Origin of the sequence: Bradyrhizobium canariense (assembly GCF_019402665.1) — a bacterium.
GTDB classification, from domain to species: domain Bacteria; phylum Pseudomonadota; class Alphaproteobacteria; order Rhizobiales; family Xanthobacteraceae; genus Bradyrhizobium; species Bradyrhizobium canariense.
This window is the reverse complement of sequence record NZ_VSST01000020.1, coordinates 374,386-389,856: the sequence shown is the minus strand read 5'-3', so window position 1 is coordinate 389,856 and position 15,471 is coordinate 374,386. Positions and strand designations below refer to the sequence as shown.

Annotated in this window: 15 protein-coding genes; 10 read left to right on the top strand and 5 right to left on the bottom strand. The window is 65.4% G+C overall.

Annotated elements, in window-relative coordinates; translation table 11 throughout:
• Positions 1-300 precede the first annotated feature (300 nt).
• Complete coding sequence (locus FXB41_RS12605; protein ID WP_371261329.1) at positions 301-1,554, top strand: penicillin-binding protein activator; 1,254 nt, start codon at positions 301-303, stop codon at positions 1,552-1,554.
• Between the two features lie 121 nt (positions 1,555-1,675).
• On the opposite strand, the gene hemW is transcribed toward FXB41_RS12605, so the two are convergent.
• From hemW to rph, 3 genes are read right to left on the bottom strand one after another with little or no spacing between them, the layout of a single operon-like run.
• Complete coding sequence (gene hemW, locus FXB41_RS12600; protein WP_219681936.1) at positions 1,676-2,830, bottom strand: radical SAM family heme chaperone HemW; 1,155 nt, start codon at positions 2,828-2,830, stop codon at positions 1,676-1,678.
• Positions 2,817-3,452: an RdgB/HAM1 family non-canonical purine NTP pyrophosphatase gene (gene rdgB, locus FXB41_RS12595; protein WP_219681935.1), complete on the bottom strand. Its 636-nt coding sequence runs from the start codon at positions 3,450-3,452 to the stop codon at positions 2,817-2,819. Before rdgB ends, hemW begins: the two co-directional genes overlap by 14 nt.
• 11 nt (positions 3,453-3,463) lie before the next feature.
• Positions 3,464-4,177 (bottom strand): ribonuclease PH, encoded by a 714-nt coding sequence (gene rph, locus FXB41_RS12590; RefSeq protein WP_007598482.1) that lies wholly within the window; start codon positions 4,175-4,177, stop codon positions 3,464-3,466.
• A 181-nt stretch (positions 4,178-4,358) separates the two neighbouring features.
• On the opposite strand from rph, the gene hrcA reads away from it, so the two are divergent.
• Positions 4,359-5,447, top strand: coding sequence for a heat-inducible transcriptional repressor HrcA (hrcA, locus tag FXB41_RS12585; RefSeq protein ID WP_007598483.1), 1,089 nt, complete (start codon positions 4,359-4,361; stop codon positions 5,445-5,447).
• A gap of 96 nt (positions 5,448-5,543) precedes the next feature.
• Positions 5,544-6,158 (top strand): nucleotide exchange factor GrpE, encoded by a 615-nt coding sequence (gene grpE / locus FXB41_RS12580; RefSeq protein ID WP_219681934.1) that lies wholly within the window; start codon positions 5,544-5,546, stop codon positions 6,156-6,158.
• A 142-nt stretch (positions 6,159-6,300) separates the two neighbouring features.
• Here the strand turns inward: grpE and pncA are convergent, their stop codons facing one another.
• Positions 6,301-7,023 (bottom strand): bifunctional nicotinamidase/pyrazinamidase, encoded by a 723-nt coding sequence (gene pncA, locus FXB41_RS12575; protein ID WP_219681965.1) that lies wholly within the window; start codon positions 7,021-7,023, stop codon positions 6,301-6,303.
• 271 nt (positions 7,024-7,294) lie between these two features.
• On the bottom strand, positions 7,295-8,236 hold the full coding sequence (locus FXB41_RS12570; RefSeq protein WP_219681933.1) for a hypothetical protein: 942 nt from the start codon (positions 8,234-8,236) through the stop codon (positions 7,295-7,297).
• Positions 8,237-8,631: 395 nt separating this feature from the next.
• On the opposite strand from FXB41_RS12570, the gene dnaK reads away from it, so the two are divergent.
• From dnaK to dapB, 7 genes are all read left to right on the top strand, one after another.
• Positions 8,632-10,533, top strand: coding sequence for a molecular chaperone DnaK (gene dnaK, locus FXB41_RS12565; RefSeq protein ID WP_007598490.1), 1,902 nt, complete (start codon positions 8,632-8,634; stop codon positions 10,531-10,533).
• 257 nt (positions 10,534-10,790) lie between these two features.
• Positions 10,791-11,924: a molecular chaperone DnaJ gene (gene dnaJ, locus FXB41_RS12560; protein WP_219681932.1), complete on the top strand. Its 1,134-nt coding sequence runs from the start codon at positions 10,791-10,793 to the stop codon at positions 11,922-11,924.
• 88 nt (positions 11,925-12,012) lie between these two features.
• Complete coding sequence (locus FXB41_RS12555; protein ID WP_007598495.1) at positions 12,013-12,612, top strand: class I SAM-dependent methyltransferase; 600 nt, start codon at positions 12,013-12,015, stop codon at positions 12,610-12,612.
• A gap of 57 nt (positions 12,613-12,669) precedes the next feature.
• Positions 12,670-13,248 carry an NADPH-dependent FMN reductase gene (locus tag FXB41_RS12550; RefSeq protein WP_007598496.1) on the top strand — a complete coding sequence of 193 codons (579 nt, stop codon included), beginning with the start codon at positions 12,670-12,672 and terminating at the stop codon, positions 13,246-13,248.
• Between the two features lie 6 nt (positions 13,249-13,254).
• Positions 13,255-13,968 (top strand): orotidine-5'-phosphate decarboxylase, encoded by a 714-nt coding sequence (gene pyrF / locus FXB41_RS12545; protein WP_219681931.1) that lies wholly within the window; start codon positions 13,255-13,257, stop codon positions 13,966-13,968.
• Between the two features lie 95 nt (positions 13,969-14,063).
• On the top strand, positions 14,064-14,375 hold the full coding sequence (locus FXB41_RS12540) for a DUF1330 domain-containing protein (RefSeq protein WP_027566211.1): 312 nt from the start codon (positions 14,064-14,066) through the stop codon (positions 14,373-14,375).
• A 261-nt stretch (positions 14,376-14,636) separates the two neighbouring features.
• Positions 14,637-15,452 (top strand): 4-hydroxy-tetrahydrodipicolinate reductase, encoded by an 816-nt coding sequence (dapB, locus tag FXB41_RS12535; RefSeq protein ID WP_007598502.1) that lies wholly within the window; start codon positions 14,637-14,639, stop codon positions 15,450-15,452.
• Positions 15,453-15,471 lie beyond the last annotated feature (19 nt).

Here is a 15,471-nt window from a genome sequence, read left to right as displayed (position 1 = left end):
AAAAGATCGTGCCTGGGCAAGGGGCGACAAGGGGCGAGGAAGGACTGGAATGTGATCCATTCGGCATCACATACCGCAGGGAATGAAGCGTCAGCGCCATATTCGTGGCGGAAACGCCGCCTTGATGCTGGGTGACGGACGGCGGACAGCTAGCCAGAACTTGAGAGGAAGCCGCGTTAAGCGGGCATTATCCTTTTGTTTGAGTTAACTATTTGCCGACAATATGCCTGAATCCATGGCCGGTGTCGTGGAAAGAATGTCGTGACCGGCTGGCGACGGTCGGTCGGAAGAGAAACTGTCATGACGGGCCCACGTGATCCCAGATCCTCCTTTTCGGAGGAGTCTCCCGTTCAGGGGCCCCTGATGTCAGGGGCGACCCGGCGAAGCGCGCTCGGTCTGTTGCTCGGCGCGCCGCTGCTGTCGGCCTGCGCCGGCGTGCAGCAGAGCCTGAGCCAGTTCTCCAATCCGTTCAGCAGCTCCTCCCCGCCTCCGGCCCAGCCGGCCGGCCCGCCGCAACAGGCGACGACCGCCGGCACCGGCGGGGTGAAGGTTGCCGTGATCCTGCCGCTCTCGGCATCCGGCAATGCCGGCCTCGCCGCGCAGTCGATGCGCAACGCCGCCGAGATGGCGCTGGCCGAGTTCCAGAATCCCAACATCCAGCTCCTGATCAAGGACGACAATGGCAGCCCGCAGGGCGCGCAGGCCAGTGCGCAGCAGGCGGTGGACGAGGGCGCCGAAATCATCCTGGGGCCGCTGTTCGCGCAATCGGTGCCTGCGGTGGCGCAGATCGCGCGCACGCGCGGCATCCCGGTGATGGCGTTCTCGACTGATTCCAGCATTGCCGGGCGCGGTGTCTATCTGCTGAGCTTCCTGCCGGAGTCCGACGTCAATCGCATCGTCGAATATTCCGCCAGCATCGGAAAGCGCTCCGTCGCCGTGCTCGTGCCCGACAATGCCTATGGCAACGTGGTCGAGGCCGCGGTGAAGGCGGCCGTGCCGCGCCGCGGCGGGCGCATCGTTGCGTTCGAGAAATACGGCGCCGATCGCGCCACGCCGGCCCGGACCGTGGCGCAGCAGCTCGGCAGCGCCGATGCGCTGTTCATCGCCGATGACGGCGACGCCGTCGTCGCGGTCGCCGATGCGATGAGCGCGGCGGGGGCGAATCTGCGCAATATCCAGCTGCTCGGTACCGGCCTGTGGGACAGCCCGCGCGTCTATGCCAGCTCCAGCTTGCAAGGCGGCCTCTACGCCGCGCCGGACCCGGCCGGCTTCCGCGCCTTCTCCGGCCGCTATCGCACCAAATATGGCGCGGAGCCCGTGCGCACCGCGACGCTCGCCTATGACGCCGTCGCCCTGGTCGCCGCGCTGGCGCGCACGCAAGGCACGACGCGCTTCTCATCCGACGTGCTCACCAATCCGTCCGGCTTTGCCGGCATTGACGGCCTGTTCCGCTTCCGCGCCGACGGCACCAACGAGCGCGGCCTCGCGGTGATGAAGGTCACGACGGGCGGCGGCGTGGCCGTGGCGGGCTCGCCGAAGAGTTTTGGGGCGTAGTTCAAGATGACGGTGCCGTAGGGTGGGCAAAGGCGCGCTTTGCGCGCCGTGCCCACCATCTTTCTGCACATGTGGTAAAAATGGTGGGCACGCTTCGCTTTGCCCACCCTACGACAGCTCGCTACGCCGCCAGATCCGCGACCACCGCGTCCAGCACCGGAAAACCGCTGCTGGTCACGCGCAGCCGTCCCGTTGCATCCACCGTGATCGCGCCTTCTTCGCGCAGCAGCGTGATGCGCTTGGGATCGAGCGAGCGGCCTGACAGCGCGCGGTAGCGCTCGGGGTCGATGCCCTCGACGAGGCGCAACCCCATCAGCAAAAATTCGTCGGCGCGCTCTTCGCTGTTGAGGAGATCGTCGGTGACGACGCCGTGCCCGTTGGTCTCGACCCGCATCACCCAGGCTTCGGGACGCTTCTCGGTAGCGGTCGCGTGCCTGATGCCGTCGATGTCGAGCCGGCCATGGGCACCGGGGCCGATGCCGGCATATTCCTCGCCGCGCCAGTAGACCAGATTGTGCCGGCACTCGGCGCCCCGCCGCGCGTGATTTGAAATCTCGTAGGCGGGCAGGCCGAGCTTGTCGCAGGTTTCCTGTGTGACGTCGTAGAGCGCGCGTGCGACCGCTTCATCCGGCGTCTTCAGCTTGCCGGCTTGATGCAGGCCGAAGAACGGCGTGCCTTCTTCGATCGTCAATTGATAGAGCGACAGATGCTCGGCCGCCTCGCCGATCGCGAGACGCAATTCATCGGCCCACATCGCCGGCGTCTGGTCGGGACGGGCGTAGATCAGGTCGAACGAATAACGATCGAACGAGCGGCGCGCGATGGCGACGGCATCGAGGGCCTCGCGCGCGCTGTGCATGCGGCCGAGCGCTTTCAGCGAGGCATCGTCGAGCGCCTGCACGCCGAGCGAGACGCGATTGACGCCGGCGGCGCGATAACCGGCGAAGCGCGTGGCCTCGACGCTGGTCGGGTTTGCCTCCAGCGTGACTTCAACGTCTTTCGCCACGGTCCAGTGCTTGCCGATGGCGTCGAGCACAGCGCCGACGGTTGCAGGCTGCATCAGGGATGGCGTGCCGCCGCCGAGAAAGATCGAGGTGACTTCGCGGCCAGGCGCGCGCTCGGCGGTCGCAGCGATCTCGCGCGCGAATGCTGACGCAAAACGCGCCTCGTCGATCGCGGCGTGACGGACATGGCTGTTGAAGTCGCAATAGGGGCACTTCGACAGGCAGAACGGCCAGTGCACGTAGACGCCGAAGGCTTCCTTAGCGCGGCTCAAGGCAGATCTCCGCCAGTTTCACGAAGGCGCGGGCACGATGCGACAGGCCGAGACCGAGCGGCGGCAGGCCGTGCTTCTCGATGCTCTCCATCTCGCCGAACGTGCGGCTGTGGCCATCGGGCAAAAACATCGGGTCGTAGCCGAAGCCGGCGGTGCCGCGCGGCGGCCACACCAGCGTGCCGTCGACGCGCGCCTCGACCTCTTCGAGATGATCGTCGGGCCATGCAACGCACAGCGCGGAAACGAAATGGGCCTTGCGCTTGGCGGGCGTGGTCGCGCCGCGCTCCTGCAACAGCCGTTCGATCTGCGCCATCGCCGCGGCAAAATCCTTGTTCGGCCCGGCCCAGCGCGCCGAGTAGATGCCGGGCGCGCCGTCGAGCGCGTCGACCACGATGCCGGAATCATCGGCGAAAGACGGCAGCTTGGTCGCCTGCGCTGCCGCGATCGCCTTGATCGCGGCGTTGCTGCGGAAATCGTTTCCGGTCTCTTCCGGCTCCGGAAGATCTAATTCGCCGGCCGACACCGCCTCGATGCCGTAAGGCGCAAGCAGCTCCTTCATCTCGGCGAGCTTGCCGGGATTATGGGTCGCGATGACCAGCTTTCCGGTGATTCGGCGATGCATCGGCCTATTGACTACGCTACCGCCAGTTTCTGCAAGTCCACGAGACGCGCGACGCCCTTGCGCGCAAGCGCCATCAACGCCAGGAACTCGGCTTCCGTGAACGGCTCGCGTTCCGCGGTGCCCTGGACTTCGATGATGCGGCCATCGCCCGTCATGACGAAATTGGCGTCGGTATCGGCTTCGGAGTCCTCGGCATAGTCGAGGTCGAGCACGGGCGTGCCCTTGTAGATGCCGCAGGAGATCGCGGCGACGTTGTCGCGCAACACGTTGGCCTTGACCATGTTGCGCGCCTTCATCCAGCTGACGCAATCGGCGAGCGCGACCCAGGCACCGGTGATCGAGGCCGTGCGGGTGCCGCCGTCGGCCTGGAGGACGTCGCAATCGACCGTGATCTGGCGCTCACCGAGTGCTTCGAGATTGATGATGGTGCGAAGCGAGCGGCCGATCAGGCGCTGAATTTCGACGGTGCGGCCGCTCTGCTTTCCGGCGGAGGCCTCGCGGCGGGTGCGTTCCGAGGTCGCGCGCGGCAGCATGCCGTATTCGGCGGTGACCCAGCCGCGGCCCTGGCCCTTGAGCCATGGCGGCAGGCGGTCTTCCAGCGTGGCGGTGACCAGCACGTGGGTGTCGCCGAATTTCACCAGGCACGAGCCTTCCGCATATTTGACCACGCCGCGCTCCAGCGTCACGGGGCGCAATTCGTCGGGCGCACGGCGGCTTGGCCGCATGGGAAATCCTCCAAAACTCTCGGAAAAGGGCTGTTGGCGGTGCTTGTAGGTGGGGTGAGGGTGGGCGGCAAGGGGGAAGATCGAGGCCTTATTCACCCCGGATTTTCAATCCGCGAACGCCACGCTTGTCAGAAGCCCCAGGGATAGACAAATTACCTTTATCTTAGAGGAGTTACGGTCTGTGGCCCATCACGATCCGATCCATCTGATCGCGCCGCGCGCGGGCCTCGCCCAGCTCAACGAGCGTTCCCGCGACATCTTTCGTCAAATCGTCGAAAGCTACCTCGCGACCGGCGAGCCGGTGGGCTCACGCAATATTTCGCGCCTGATCGCCATGCCGCTGTCGCCCGCGTCGGTCCGCAACGTCATGGCCGACCTGGAACAGCTCGGCTTGATCTACGCCCCGCACACCTCCGCCGGCCGGTTGCCGACGGAACTCGGCCTGCGGTTCTTCGTCGATGCCCTGATGCAGGTCGGCGATCTCAATGACAGCGAACGGCAGGCGATTCAGAGCCAGTTGACCTCCGTCGGCCACGCGCAATCGGTGGAGGCTGCGCTCGAAGAGGCATTGACGCGGCTCTCCGGCCTGACCCGCGCAGCCGCCGTCGTGCTGACGCCGAAATCCAATGCGCGGCTGAAACATATCGAATTCGTCCGCTTGGAACCGGAAAAGGCATTGGTGATCCTGGTCGGCGAGGACGGGCAGGTCGAAAACCGCGTGTTGACGCTGCCACCGGGGGTTCCATCCTCGGCGTTGACCGAAGCCGGGAACTTCCTCAATGCCCGTATCCGGGGCCGGACCCTGGCCGAGGCCCGGCTGGAGCTCGAAACCGCGCTCGGAGAGGCGCGCACCGAGCTCGATCAGCTGACGCACAAGGTGATCTCGGCCGGCATCGCCAGTTGGTCCGGCGGCGAGAACGAGGACCGCCAGCTCATCGTCCGCGGCCACGCCAATCTGCTCGAGGATTTGCATGCGCTGGAGGATCTCGAGCGCGTTCGCCTGCTGTTCGACGATCTCGAGACCAAGCGCGGGGTCATCGACCTGCTCGGGCGGGCCGAGACTGCGGAAGGCGTGCGGATCTTCATCGGCAGTGAGAACAAGCTGTTCTCGCTGTCGGGCTCGTCCACCATCATCTCGCCCTATCGGGATGCCGCCGGCCATATCGTCGGCGTTTTGGGCGTGATCGGGCCGACGCGGCTGAATTATGCCCGTGTGATCCCGACCGTGGACTATGCTGCCCGCATCGTCAGCCGGCTCCTGGGGGGCTGACCTGCGTCTCTCCCGATCACGGGCGCTTGATTTTCGGCGTCCGAAGCACGATATGCGGGCCAGAAACCCCCTGAGACGAATGCGAAAAGAGAGCCGATGACCGATCGAGACCGGCAACCCGAAGACACGAGTGCTGCGGCCGGCGAGCCCGTGGTGTCAAAACCCTACATCATGCCCGACGATCCCGAGCCCGGCTCGGTCGAGCTCCTGCAGAAGGAAGCCGCCGAGGCGCGCGACCGCATGTTGCGGACGCTGGCCGAGATGGAGAATCTGCGCAAGCGCACCGCCAAGGAGGTCGCTGACGCCAAGCTCTACGGCGTCACGGGCTTTGCCCGCGACGTGCTCGACATCGCCGACAACCTCCAGCGCGCGCTCGATGCCGTTCCGGCCGAAGCCCGTGCGGCGGCCGATGCAGGCCTCGCCTCGCTGATCGAGGGCGTCGAACTGACCGAGCGCTCGCTACTGAGCGCGCTGGAAAAACACGGCGTGAAGAAGTTCGATCCCTTGGGCCAGAAGTTCGACCCGAACTTCCAGCAGGCGATGTTCGAGGTGCCCGATGCGTCGGTACCCGCGGGCACCGTCGTGCAGGTCATGCAGGCCGGCTACACCATCGGCGAGCGCGTGCTGCGTCCCGCCTTGGTCGGTGTCGCCAAGGGCGGCGCCAAGGCCGCGCCCGCCAACAGCAACGAGCCGAACGGCGCTGCGAACTGATCGATCCTCATGGTGAGGAGGCGCGTCAGCGCCGTCTCGAACCATGCAGGCCGAGCTGCTGCAGCGGGGGCCTTCATCCTTCGAGACGCGCGCCAAGAAGCGCGCTCCTCAGGATGAGGGTCTGGCAGTTCGGTTGCGTCTCTTACGCGCTCGCGGCGATATCTGCGGACTGAATCCGCTTCACGCCGGCCTTGGCCATGTCGGCCCAGGCTTTTGCGAGCGAACCCTGATTGTCGATGCCGCGGCAGGCGTCTTCCACCACATAGACCTCGAAGCCCGCCTTGCGCGCGTCGAGCGCGGTCCAGGCCACGCAGAAATCCGTCGCCAGCCCGACTACGAAGACGCGCTTGATCTTGCGGGCCTTCAGATAGCCGGCAAGGCCGGTCGAGGTCTTGCCGTCGGCTTCGAGGAAGGCCGAATAGCTGTCGACGTCCTTGTGAAAACCCTTGCGGATGATGAGCTCGGCCTGCGGGATCGCAAGGTCTTTCGACAGCGCGGCGCCGTCGGTGCCCTGCACGCAATGGTCGGGCCACAGCACCTGCTTGCCGTAGGGAAGATCGACGGTCTCGAACGGCTTCTTCCCGGCGTGGACTGACGCAAAGGAAACATGGCCTTGCGTGTGCCAGTCCTGCGTCATCACCACGTTCGAAAACGCTTTCGAGATCTTGTTGATGACGGGCACCACCTGCTCGCCTTCCTTCACGGCAAGGCTGCCGCCGGGCAGGAAGCAGTTCTGCACGTCGATCACGAGCAGCGCGGATGCATCGTCCGGCTTGATCGATGCCGCTGCCAGAATTGCGGTTGGCGCGAGCGCCACGAGCGCGCTCGTCCCGAGCGCTGCCAAGACTTGTCGCCGATCCAGCATCATTCGCCTCCCTCCAGGATGAACTCAACGGAAGGGGAGCCTAGTTCCGTTCGTATACGAACAGAAGCCCGAAAATGCAGCCGGCTTTGGTGAGTCGTTGGGCTTGAGCCGCGGGTTCGGTGCACCTCGCCCGCTTGCGGGAGAGGTCGCTGCGCTCGTAGAGCGCGGCGGGTGAGGGTTCTATCCTCTGGGGGATTGTCCCCTTGCGGCGACACCCTCTCCCCAGCCCCCCGCAAGCGGGGGAGGGAGCGCATCTCATGCGCAGATGCTGCTAGCCCTTTGGCTGGATGCCGTCGCGGACCGCGCGGAAGCGGGTGAAGGCAGTCGGCCATTGCTCGCGCGGGGCGCTGGCGATGATGCGCAGCGAGGCGCCGCCGCTGCTGAAGCGGATCCACTGCACCACGGTCACCGGCGTCTTGTCCTTGCCGCTGACGCCGTCGATCCGGGTCTCGAACCCCTGCTGGCCGCTGATGCGGATCGGCTCGGACATGGTGACGCGCGACTCGCGCACGCCGGGGATCTGGAGCGCCGCCTCCTGGGCGAAGCGGGCGCGGTCGTCGGCGGCTTGCGGGGTGGCGCCGATCACGCCGAGGATGATGAACGGCTTCGATTCATAGCCGGAGCTCTCGTCGCCGTCGGCCAGGATGATGCTCGAGCCCGGCGCCAGCGTGCGAACGTCCTTGAAGTCGGCGAGATCGGTGATCTTGAACGGCATCAGCGCGATCTGCTCGTCGGCCGAGACCTGCTTGCGGGTGACGACGCTCGCAAACATCTGCCGCACCGCCTCGTCGGTGTAGATCTTGACCGCATTCTCGGGAATCTGCACCGCGACATAGCCGGAGAAGCCGGCGCCCGGCACGATCATCGAATAGCGCCGCACCGGGGTCTCGCCGGCCTTGCCGCTCTCGGTGGTGAAATAGGCAAGTCCCGCGGGCGTCTCGATCTTGTCCTGCTTGACGCCGTTGGCTCCGGCCGGATTGGAGTTGAAGGCGCTCACGACCTCGCCATAGGCCGCCGGCGGCAGCTCTGTGATCAGCACCTTGACGCTGCCGTCCTCGCTCTCGAAGCCGGGAAAAGTCTTGGCCGTGTTAAGGCCGACCAATGGCACCATGCCGAGGCGCAAGCCAGGTGGGAAAACGGCGTCGGCAGCCAGAGCCGGAAGCGCAGAGGCGACGAGGAGGACGAGCGCGGCGAGGGGGCGGATCAGCTTCATGGGCACTCTGATTGGTTCACATTGAGGCCGTTCGATGGTGGCCGGCCGGCCGTTTTGTCGCGCGAGGCGGCCTGATGACGAGCCCGGCCGGCTGCCCGCCTTTTAGCGGTTTTGGTCTGGCCGCAACAGGGCGGGGCGGGATGCTGTGACGGATGCGGGCCGATCGCGGGACCTGTTAATATTTCCTCACCCGCAAGGGCGGTGCAGCCCGGATATGTTCTTCCAAAACCCAATGTTTTCACGGCCGAAACTTGCGTTCGGTCCTTGCAGGCACCTCCCCCCCTCCTATATGACCCCCAACCATCGCAATATCGCGAATGTTTGATCTTAGGGGGTTTCGGTTCGGGTGCCTTCTGGGCCCAGCCAGCCTGCCGCAAAAACAAGGATATAGGACCATGGGAAAGGTCATCGGGATCGACCTCGGTACCACGAATTCGTGCGTCGCCGTAATGGATGGCAAGAACGCCAAAGTCATCGAGAATTCCGAAGGCATGCGCACGACGCCTTCGATCGTCGCCGTGACGGACGACGGTGAGCGCCTCGTCGGCCAGCCGGCCAAGCGCCAGGCGGTCACCAATCCCGAGCGCACGTTCTTCGCAGTGAAGCGCCTGATCGGCCGCCGCTACGACGACCCGATGGTCGAGAAGGACAAGAAGCTCGTTCCGTACAAGATCGTGAAGGCTTCCAACGGCGACGCCTGGGTCGAGGCCGACGGCCAGACCTACTCGCCCTCGCAGGTCTCGGCGTTCATCTTGCAGAAGATGAAGGAGACCGCGGAAGCCCATCTGGGCCAGAAGGTCGACCAGGCCGTCATCACCGTGCCCGCCTACTTCAACGACGCCCAGCGCCAGGCGACCAAGGACGCCGGCAAGATCGCGGGCCTTGAAGTGCTGCGCATCATCAACGAGCCGACCGCGGCCGCGCTCGCCTACGGCCTCGACAAGACCAAGGCCGGCACGATCGCCGTGTACGATCTCGGCGGCGGCACGTTCGATATCTCGATTCTCGAAATCGGCGACGGCGTGTTCGAGGTGAAGTCGACCAACGGCGACACCTTCCTCGGCGGCGAAGACTTCGACATGCGCCTCGTCGGCTATCTCGCCGACGAATTCCAGAAGGAGCAGGGCATCAACCTGCGCAACGACAAGCTCGCGTTGCAGCGCCTGAAGGAAGCCGCTGAAAAGGCCAAGATCGAGCTGTCGTCGACGACGCAGACCGAGATCAACCTGCCCTTCATCACCGCGGACCAGACCGGCCCGAAGCATCTGACGATGAAGCTCACCCGCGCCAAGTTCGAGGCGCTGGTCGATGACCTCGTCCAGAAGACCGTCGAGCCCTGCCGCAAGGCGCTGAAGGATGCCGGCCTCACCGCCGCCGAGATCGGCGAAGTGGTGCTGGTCGGCGGCATGTCCCGCATGCCGAAGGTCCAGGAAGTCGTGAAGCAACTGTTCGGCAAGGAGCCGCACAAGGGCGTCAACCCGGACGAAGTCGTGGCGATCGGCGCCGCGATCCAGGCCGGCGTGCTTCAGGGCGACGTCAAGGACGTGCTGCTGCTCGACGTGACCCCGCTGTCGCTGGGCATCGAGACGCTGGGCGGCGTGTTCACCCGCATCATCGACCGCAACACCACGATCCCGACCAAGAAGAGCCAGGTGTTCTCGACCGCCGAGGACAGCCAGAACGCGGTCACCATCCGCGTCTTCCAGGGCGAGCGTGAAATGGCGGCCGACAACAAGATGCTCGGCCAGTTCGACCTGATGGGCATTCCGCCGGCCCCGCGCGGCATGCCGCAGATCGAGGTGACCTTCGACATCGACGCCAACGGCATCGTCAACGTCTCGGCCAAGGACAAGGCCACGTCCAAGGAGCAGCAGATCCGCATCCAGGCCTCTGGCGGTCTGTCGGAAGCCGACATCGAGAAGATGGTCAAGGACGCCGAGGCCAATGCTGAGGCGGACAAGAAGCGCCGCGAGGCCGTGACTGCCAAGAACGACGCGGACGGACTTGTGCATTCGACCGAGAAGGCACTGGCCGAGCACGGTTCGAAGGTCGCCGAGACTGAGCGCCGCGCCATCGAGGATGCCGTCAGCGACCTCAAGGAAGCGCTGAAGGGCGACGATGCCGAAGCGATCAAGGCCAAGACCCAAACGCTGGCCCAGGCATCGATGAAGCTCGGCGAGGCCATGTACAAGCAGCAGGCCGAGGCCGACGCCAAGAAGGACGCGGCCAAGGACGACGTCGTCGACGCGGAATTCACCGAAGTCGACGACGACAAGACCAACAAGAAGTCCGCCTGAACCCCGCGAGGGTGATGATGCGGACGGCTTGGACCCCACACGCGCCAACGGCCTCCTCCCTCGCGGGGGAGGCCATCGTGTCGGGCTCGACGGACCAAGGCTTTAAATTTGGGCCCGTTACGATCGATCAATTCCCAGCCGTTATTCTGAACACTGCCATGCAATCCTCTGTCGCGAGGCGGAAGGCTGCCTATATCGTTGCATGGCGACGTTGCTTCGCTCCGACTTGAATCGCGATCGGATAGACTGAGCTCATCATGTCCACGTCCACCAAGCGCTGCTACTACGAAACCCTCGAAGTCGAACGCGATGCCGACGATTCCGTCCTGAAATCGTCGTTCCGCAAGCTGGCGATGAAGTTTCACCCCGACCGTAATCCCGGGGACAACACCAGCGAAATCAAGTTCAAGGAAATCAACGAGGCCTACGAGGTCCTGAAAGACAAGGACAAGCGCGCCGCCTATGACCGTTACGGCCATGCCGCCTTCGAGCAGGGCGGCGGTGGCGGCGCCGGTTTCGGCGCGGGCTTCGCCTCCTCCTTTTCCGACATTTTCGAAGATTTGTTCGGCATGGCCGGACAGCGCGGCGGCCGTGGCGGCCGCGAGCGCGGCGCCGACCTGCGCTACAACATGGAAATCACGCTCGAGGAAGCTTTTGGCGGCAAGACCGCGCAGATCGAGATTCCGGTCTCGGTCACTTGCGAAGCCTGTTCGGGCATCGGGGCCAAGGCCGGCACCAAGCCGAAGACCTGCTCGACCTGCGGCGGCGCCGGACGCGTACGGCAGTCGCAAGGCTTCTTCACGCTGGAGCGGACCTGTCCGGGCTGCCAGGGCCGCGGCCAGATGATCGAGGACGCCTGCCCGTCCTGCTCGGGTCAGGGGCGCGTCACCCGCGAGCGGAATCTGTCGGTCAACATTCCCCCTGGAGTCGAGGACGGCACCAGGATCAGGCTCGCCGGCGAGGGCGAGGCCGGGGTCCGCGGCGGCCCGCCCGGCGACCTCTACATCTTCCTGTCGCTGGCCCAGCACCAGTTCTTCCAGCGCGACGGCGCCGATCTGCATTGTCGTGTGCCGATCTCGATGGTGACGGCGGCGCTTGGCGGCGAGTTCGAGGTGCCGACCATCGAGAAGGGCAAGACCAAGGTGAAGGTCCCAGCCGGGACCCAGTCCAGCCGCCGATTCCGCATCGCATCAAAAGGCATGCCGGTGCTGCGCTCGCGCCAAATGGGCGACATGTACGTTCAGGTCGTGGTCGAGACCCCGCAGAACCTCACCAAAAAGCAGCAGGAATTGCTGGCCGAGTTCGACAAGCTCTCCTCCGGCAACACCCAGCCGGAATCCGAGGGTTTCTTCACCAAGGTCAAGGATTTCTTCGGTAATCGGGCGAGTTGACGCGTCTTGACCGTGCCGCCTTCGGCCTATACGTCTTTATGACCATTTTCTGACACGCCGCGGTCACGCGGTCCCGGCCGGTCCCGACATGCCATTGCCATCGTCCGCGCGTGCGTTGAAGAAGCCCCGTCTCGATGACGAGGTGCGTTTTCTCCGGTCATGGATCGAAAAGCCCCTCCACATGGGTGCGGTGATGCCGTCGGGCAAGCTGCTGGCCCGGACCATGGCCCATTACGTCGACGTCAATTCGGACGCACCGGTGGTTGAGCTCGGCCCCGGCACCGGCGCCATCACCTCGGCCCTGGTCGAGCGCGGCGTCGACCAGAAGCGTCTCGTCCTCGTCGAATACAATCCGGGCTTCTGCGCCCTGCTGCGCGACCGCTATCCGCAGGCCAAGGTGGTGCAGGGCGATGCCTATCGCCTGCGCGACACGCTGTGGAACGTGCTGAGCGCGCCGGCCTCCGCGGTGGTCTCGGGCCTGCCGCTGGTCACAAAACCGATGCTGACGCGGCTGCGGCTGATCCGCGACGCCTTCACGGCCCTGGCGCCCGGTGCGCCCTTCGTCCAGTTCACCTACGCGGTGGTGCCGCCGATTCCGAAATCGCTGCCCGGCGTGTCCACAGAGGCCTCCGAACGGATCTGGATGAACCTTCCGCCGGCCCGCGTCTGGGTGTATCGCAAGGACTAATTCCGCCGGCATTGCTGTTTGCGTGGCGGGCTCGTTTCGCCGAACGCATGGAAGCGGATGTCCGCACCGAAAATTCTGATCATTCCCGGCTCCCTGCGCACCGGCTCGCACAACGCGAAGCTGGCAGCGGTCGCCGCCTATGCATTCGACCAGGCCGGCGTCGACGTCACCCGCGTCTCGCTCGCCGATTTTCCGCTGCCGATTTATGACGGCGACCTGCAGGCCAAGTCCGGTGTGCCCAAACACGCAATCAATCTCAAGCGCATGATCGGCGCGCATCATGGCGTGCTGATCGTCTCGCCCGAATACAATGCCTCGGTGCCGCCGCTGCTGAAGAACGCGATCGACTGGGTCAGTCGCGTGCATGAGCTGCACGAGCCGCGTGGCGAGGTGTTCCGCAACCGCGTCTTCGCGCTCGCCGGCGCCTCGCAGAGCCGGCTCGGCGCGGCTCGCGCGCTGCAGGCGCTGCGGCTGATCCTGACCTCCTGCCACGCCAATGTGATTGCCAGCCAGCTCACGCTCGCCTTTGCCGACCAGGCCTATGACGATATGGACAGGCTGAAGCACGAGGGTGATCTCGCCGCGTTGAAGGACCTGGTGCGGCAGTTGATCGACATTTCCCAACGCATGATGTGAGGTGACATGACGCCAGCCGAGATCGCCCCGAAAGACCGCCTGATCGTCGCGCTCGATCTGCCCGGCGTTGACGCCGCGGAAGCGATGGTCAACCGGCTCGGCGACAGCGTCACCTTCTACAAGATCGGCTATCGGCTGGCTTATGCCGGCGGCTTGCCGCTGGTCGGCAAGCTCGCCGACAAGGGCAAGAAGGTCTTTCTCGATCTCAAGCTGCACGACATCGGCAACACCGTGGCGCAGGGCGTCGACAGCATCACCAGGCTCGGCGCGACCTTCCTCACCGTGCACGCTTATCCGCAGACCATGAAAGGTGCCGTCGAAGGTCGCGGCAGCTCGAACCTGAAGATCCTCGCCGTCACTGTTTTGACCTCCTACAACGAGGACGATCTGCACGCGGCAGGCTTCCGGCTCGGCGTCTCCGAGCTCGTCGAAGCGCGCGCCCAGCAGGCGCAGGTGCTCGGCATCGACGGGCTGGTGTCGTCGCCCGAGGAAGTCGGAGCCTTGCGCAAGATCGTCGGCCACCAGATGAGCCTCGTCACCCCCGGCATCCGGCCGGCGGGCGCGGCGAGCGGCGATCAGAAACGCATCATGACGCCGGGCCGCGCGATTGCGGCCGGCGCGGACTATCTCGTCGTCGGGCGGCCGGTGGTGGAAGCCACGGACCCCAGGGCGATCGCGGAGGCGATCCAGAGCGAGATCGCCGAGGCACTCGGAGCATGATCTGGACCCGAAGGGCCGCGTTAGCGCAAAGTGTGCAGCGGTTTTCCGATCAGATCATGCTCAAATAGAAGCCCAACAACACAGGGAGAAGAACAATGGCAAAAGGCTACTGGATCGGACGTGTCGACGTGAGCAGTGACGAGGGCTACAAGCCCTATGCCGTCGCCAATGGTCCGATCTTCAAGAAATGGGGTGGCCGCTTCGTCGTCCGCGCCGGCAAGTTCACCACCGTCGAAGGCGCCAGCCGCACCCGCAACGTCGTGATCGAATTCCCGGACTACGAGACCGCGATCGCCTGCTACAACTCGCCGGAATACCAGGCCAACATCAAGGTGCGCCAGCCGCACTCCGTCGCCGACCTCATCATCATCGAGGGCTATGACGGCCCGCAGCCGTCGGACGGCTGAGGCTGGGTCTGCGCGCGCGCCTCGTCCTTCGAGACGACCGCTCCGCGGTCTCCTCAGGATGAGGCTAAGCAGTATCGGCGCCCGTCGAATTTGTTGCCACGGATTCCGACCTCATCCTGAGGGCCCGCCGTAGGCGGGCGTCTCGAAGGATGGCCGCAAGCGACCGCGCTCCAGGGGAGGGTGGAAGCCCGCCTGCCCCCAATCCCCCTTGGTTGCCGGAACTGCATCCCCCCGCTACAACGACCGCGAGAGGATTGCACCATGTCCGACATGCGCTTGATCGTTGCTGGAGCCGGCGGCCGGATGGGCCGAGCGCTGACGCGGGCGATTGCCGAGACCAAAGGCGCGGTGCTGGCCGGTGCGCTGGAGGCGCCGGGATCGGAGCTGCTCGGCAAGGATGCCGGCGTGCTCGCAGGCCTGCCGGCCAATGGCGTCAAACTGTCCGGCGATCTCTGGGCATTGTCGAAGGACGCCGACGGCATTCTGGACTTCACCGTGCCCGCGGCGACGCTGGCCAATGTCGCGATCGCCGCCGAGCGCGGCCTCGTGCACGTGGTCGGAACGACCGGCCTATCGGGCTCCGACAACGCCGTGATCAAGAGCGTCACCAACCGCGCCGTCGTGGTGCAGTCCGGCAATATGAGCCTGGGTGTCAATCTGCTCGCCGCCGTGGTCAAGCGCGTCGCCAAGGCGCTCGACGAGAGCTTCGACATCGAGATCGTCGAAACCCATCACCGCATGAAGATCGATGCGCCCTCGGGCACGGCGCTGATGCTGGGCCAGGCGGCGGCGACCGGCCGCGGCATCGCGCTCGACGAGCATGCAGATCGCGGCCGCGACGGCATCACCGGCGCGCGCAAGCCCGGCGATATCGGCTTTGCGTCGTTGCGCGGCGGCACCGCGGCCGGCGATCACAGCGTGAGCTTCCTCGGCCCGTTCGAACGCCTGACGCTGTCGCATCACGCGGAGGATCGCATGCTGTTCGCCCACGGCGCGCTGAAGGCCGCGCTCTGGGCGCACGGCAAGAAGCCGGGGCACTATTCCATGGCCGACGTGCTCGGCCTGTCTGACATTTGAACTAAACGGAAAGCAATCA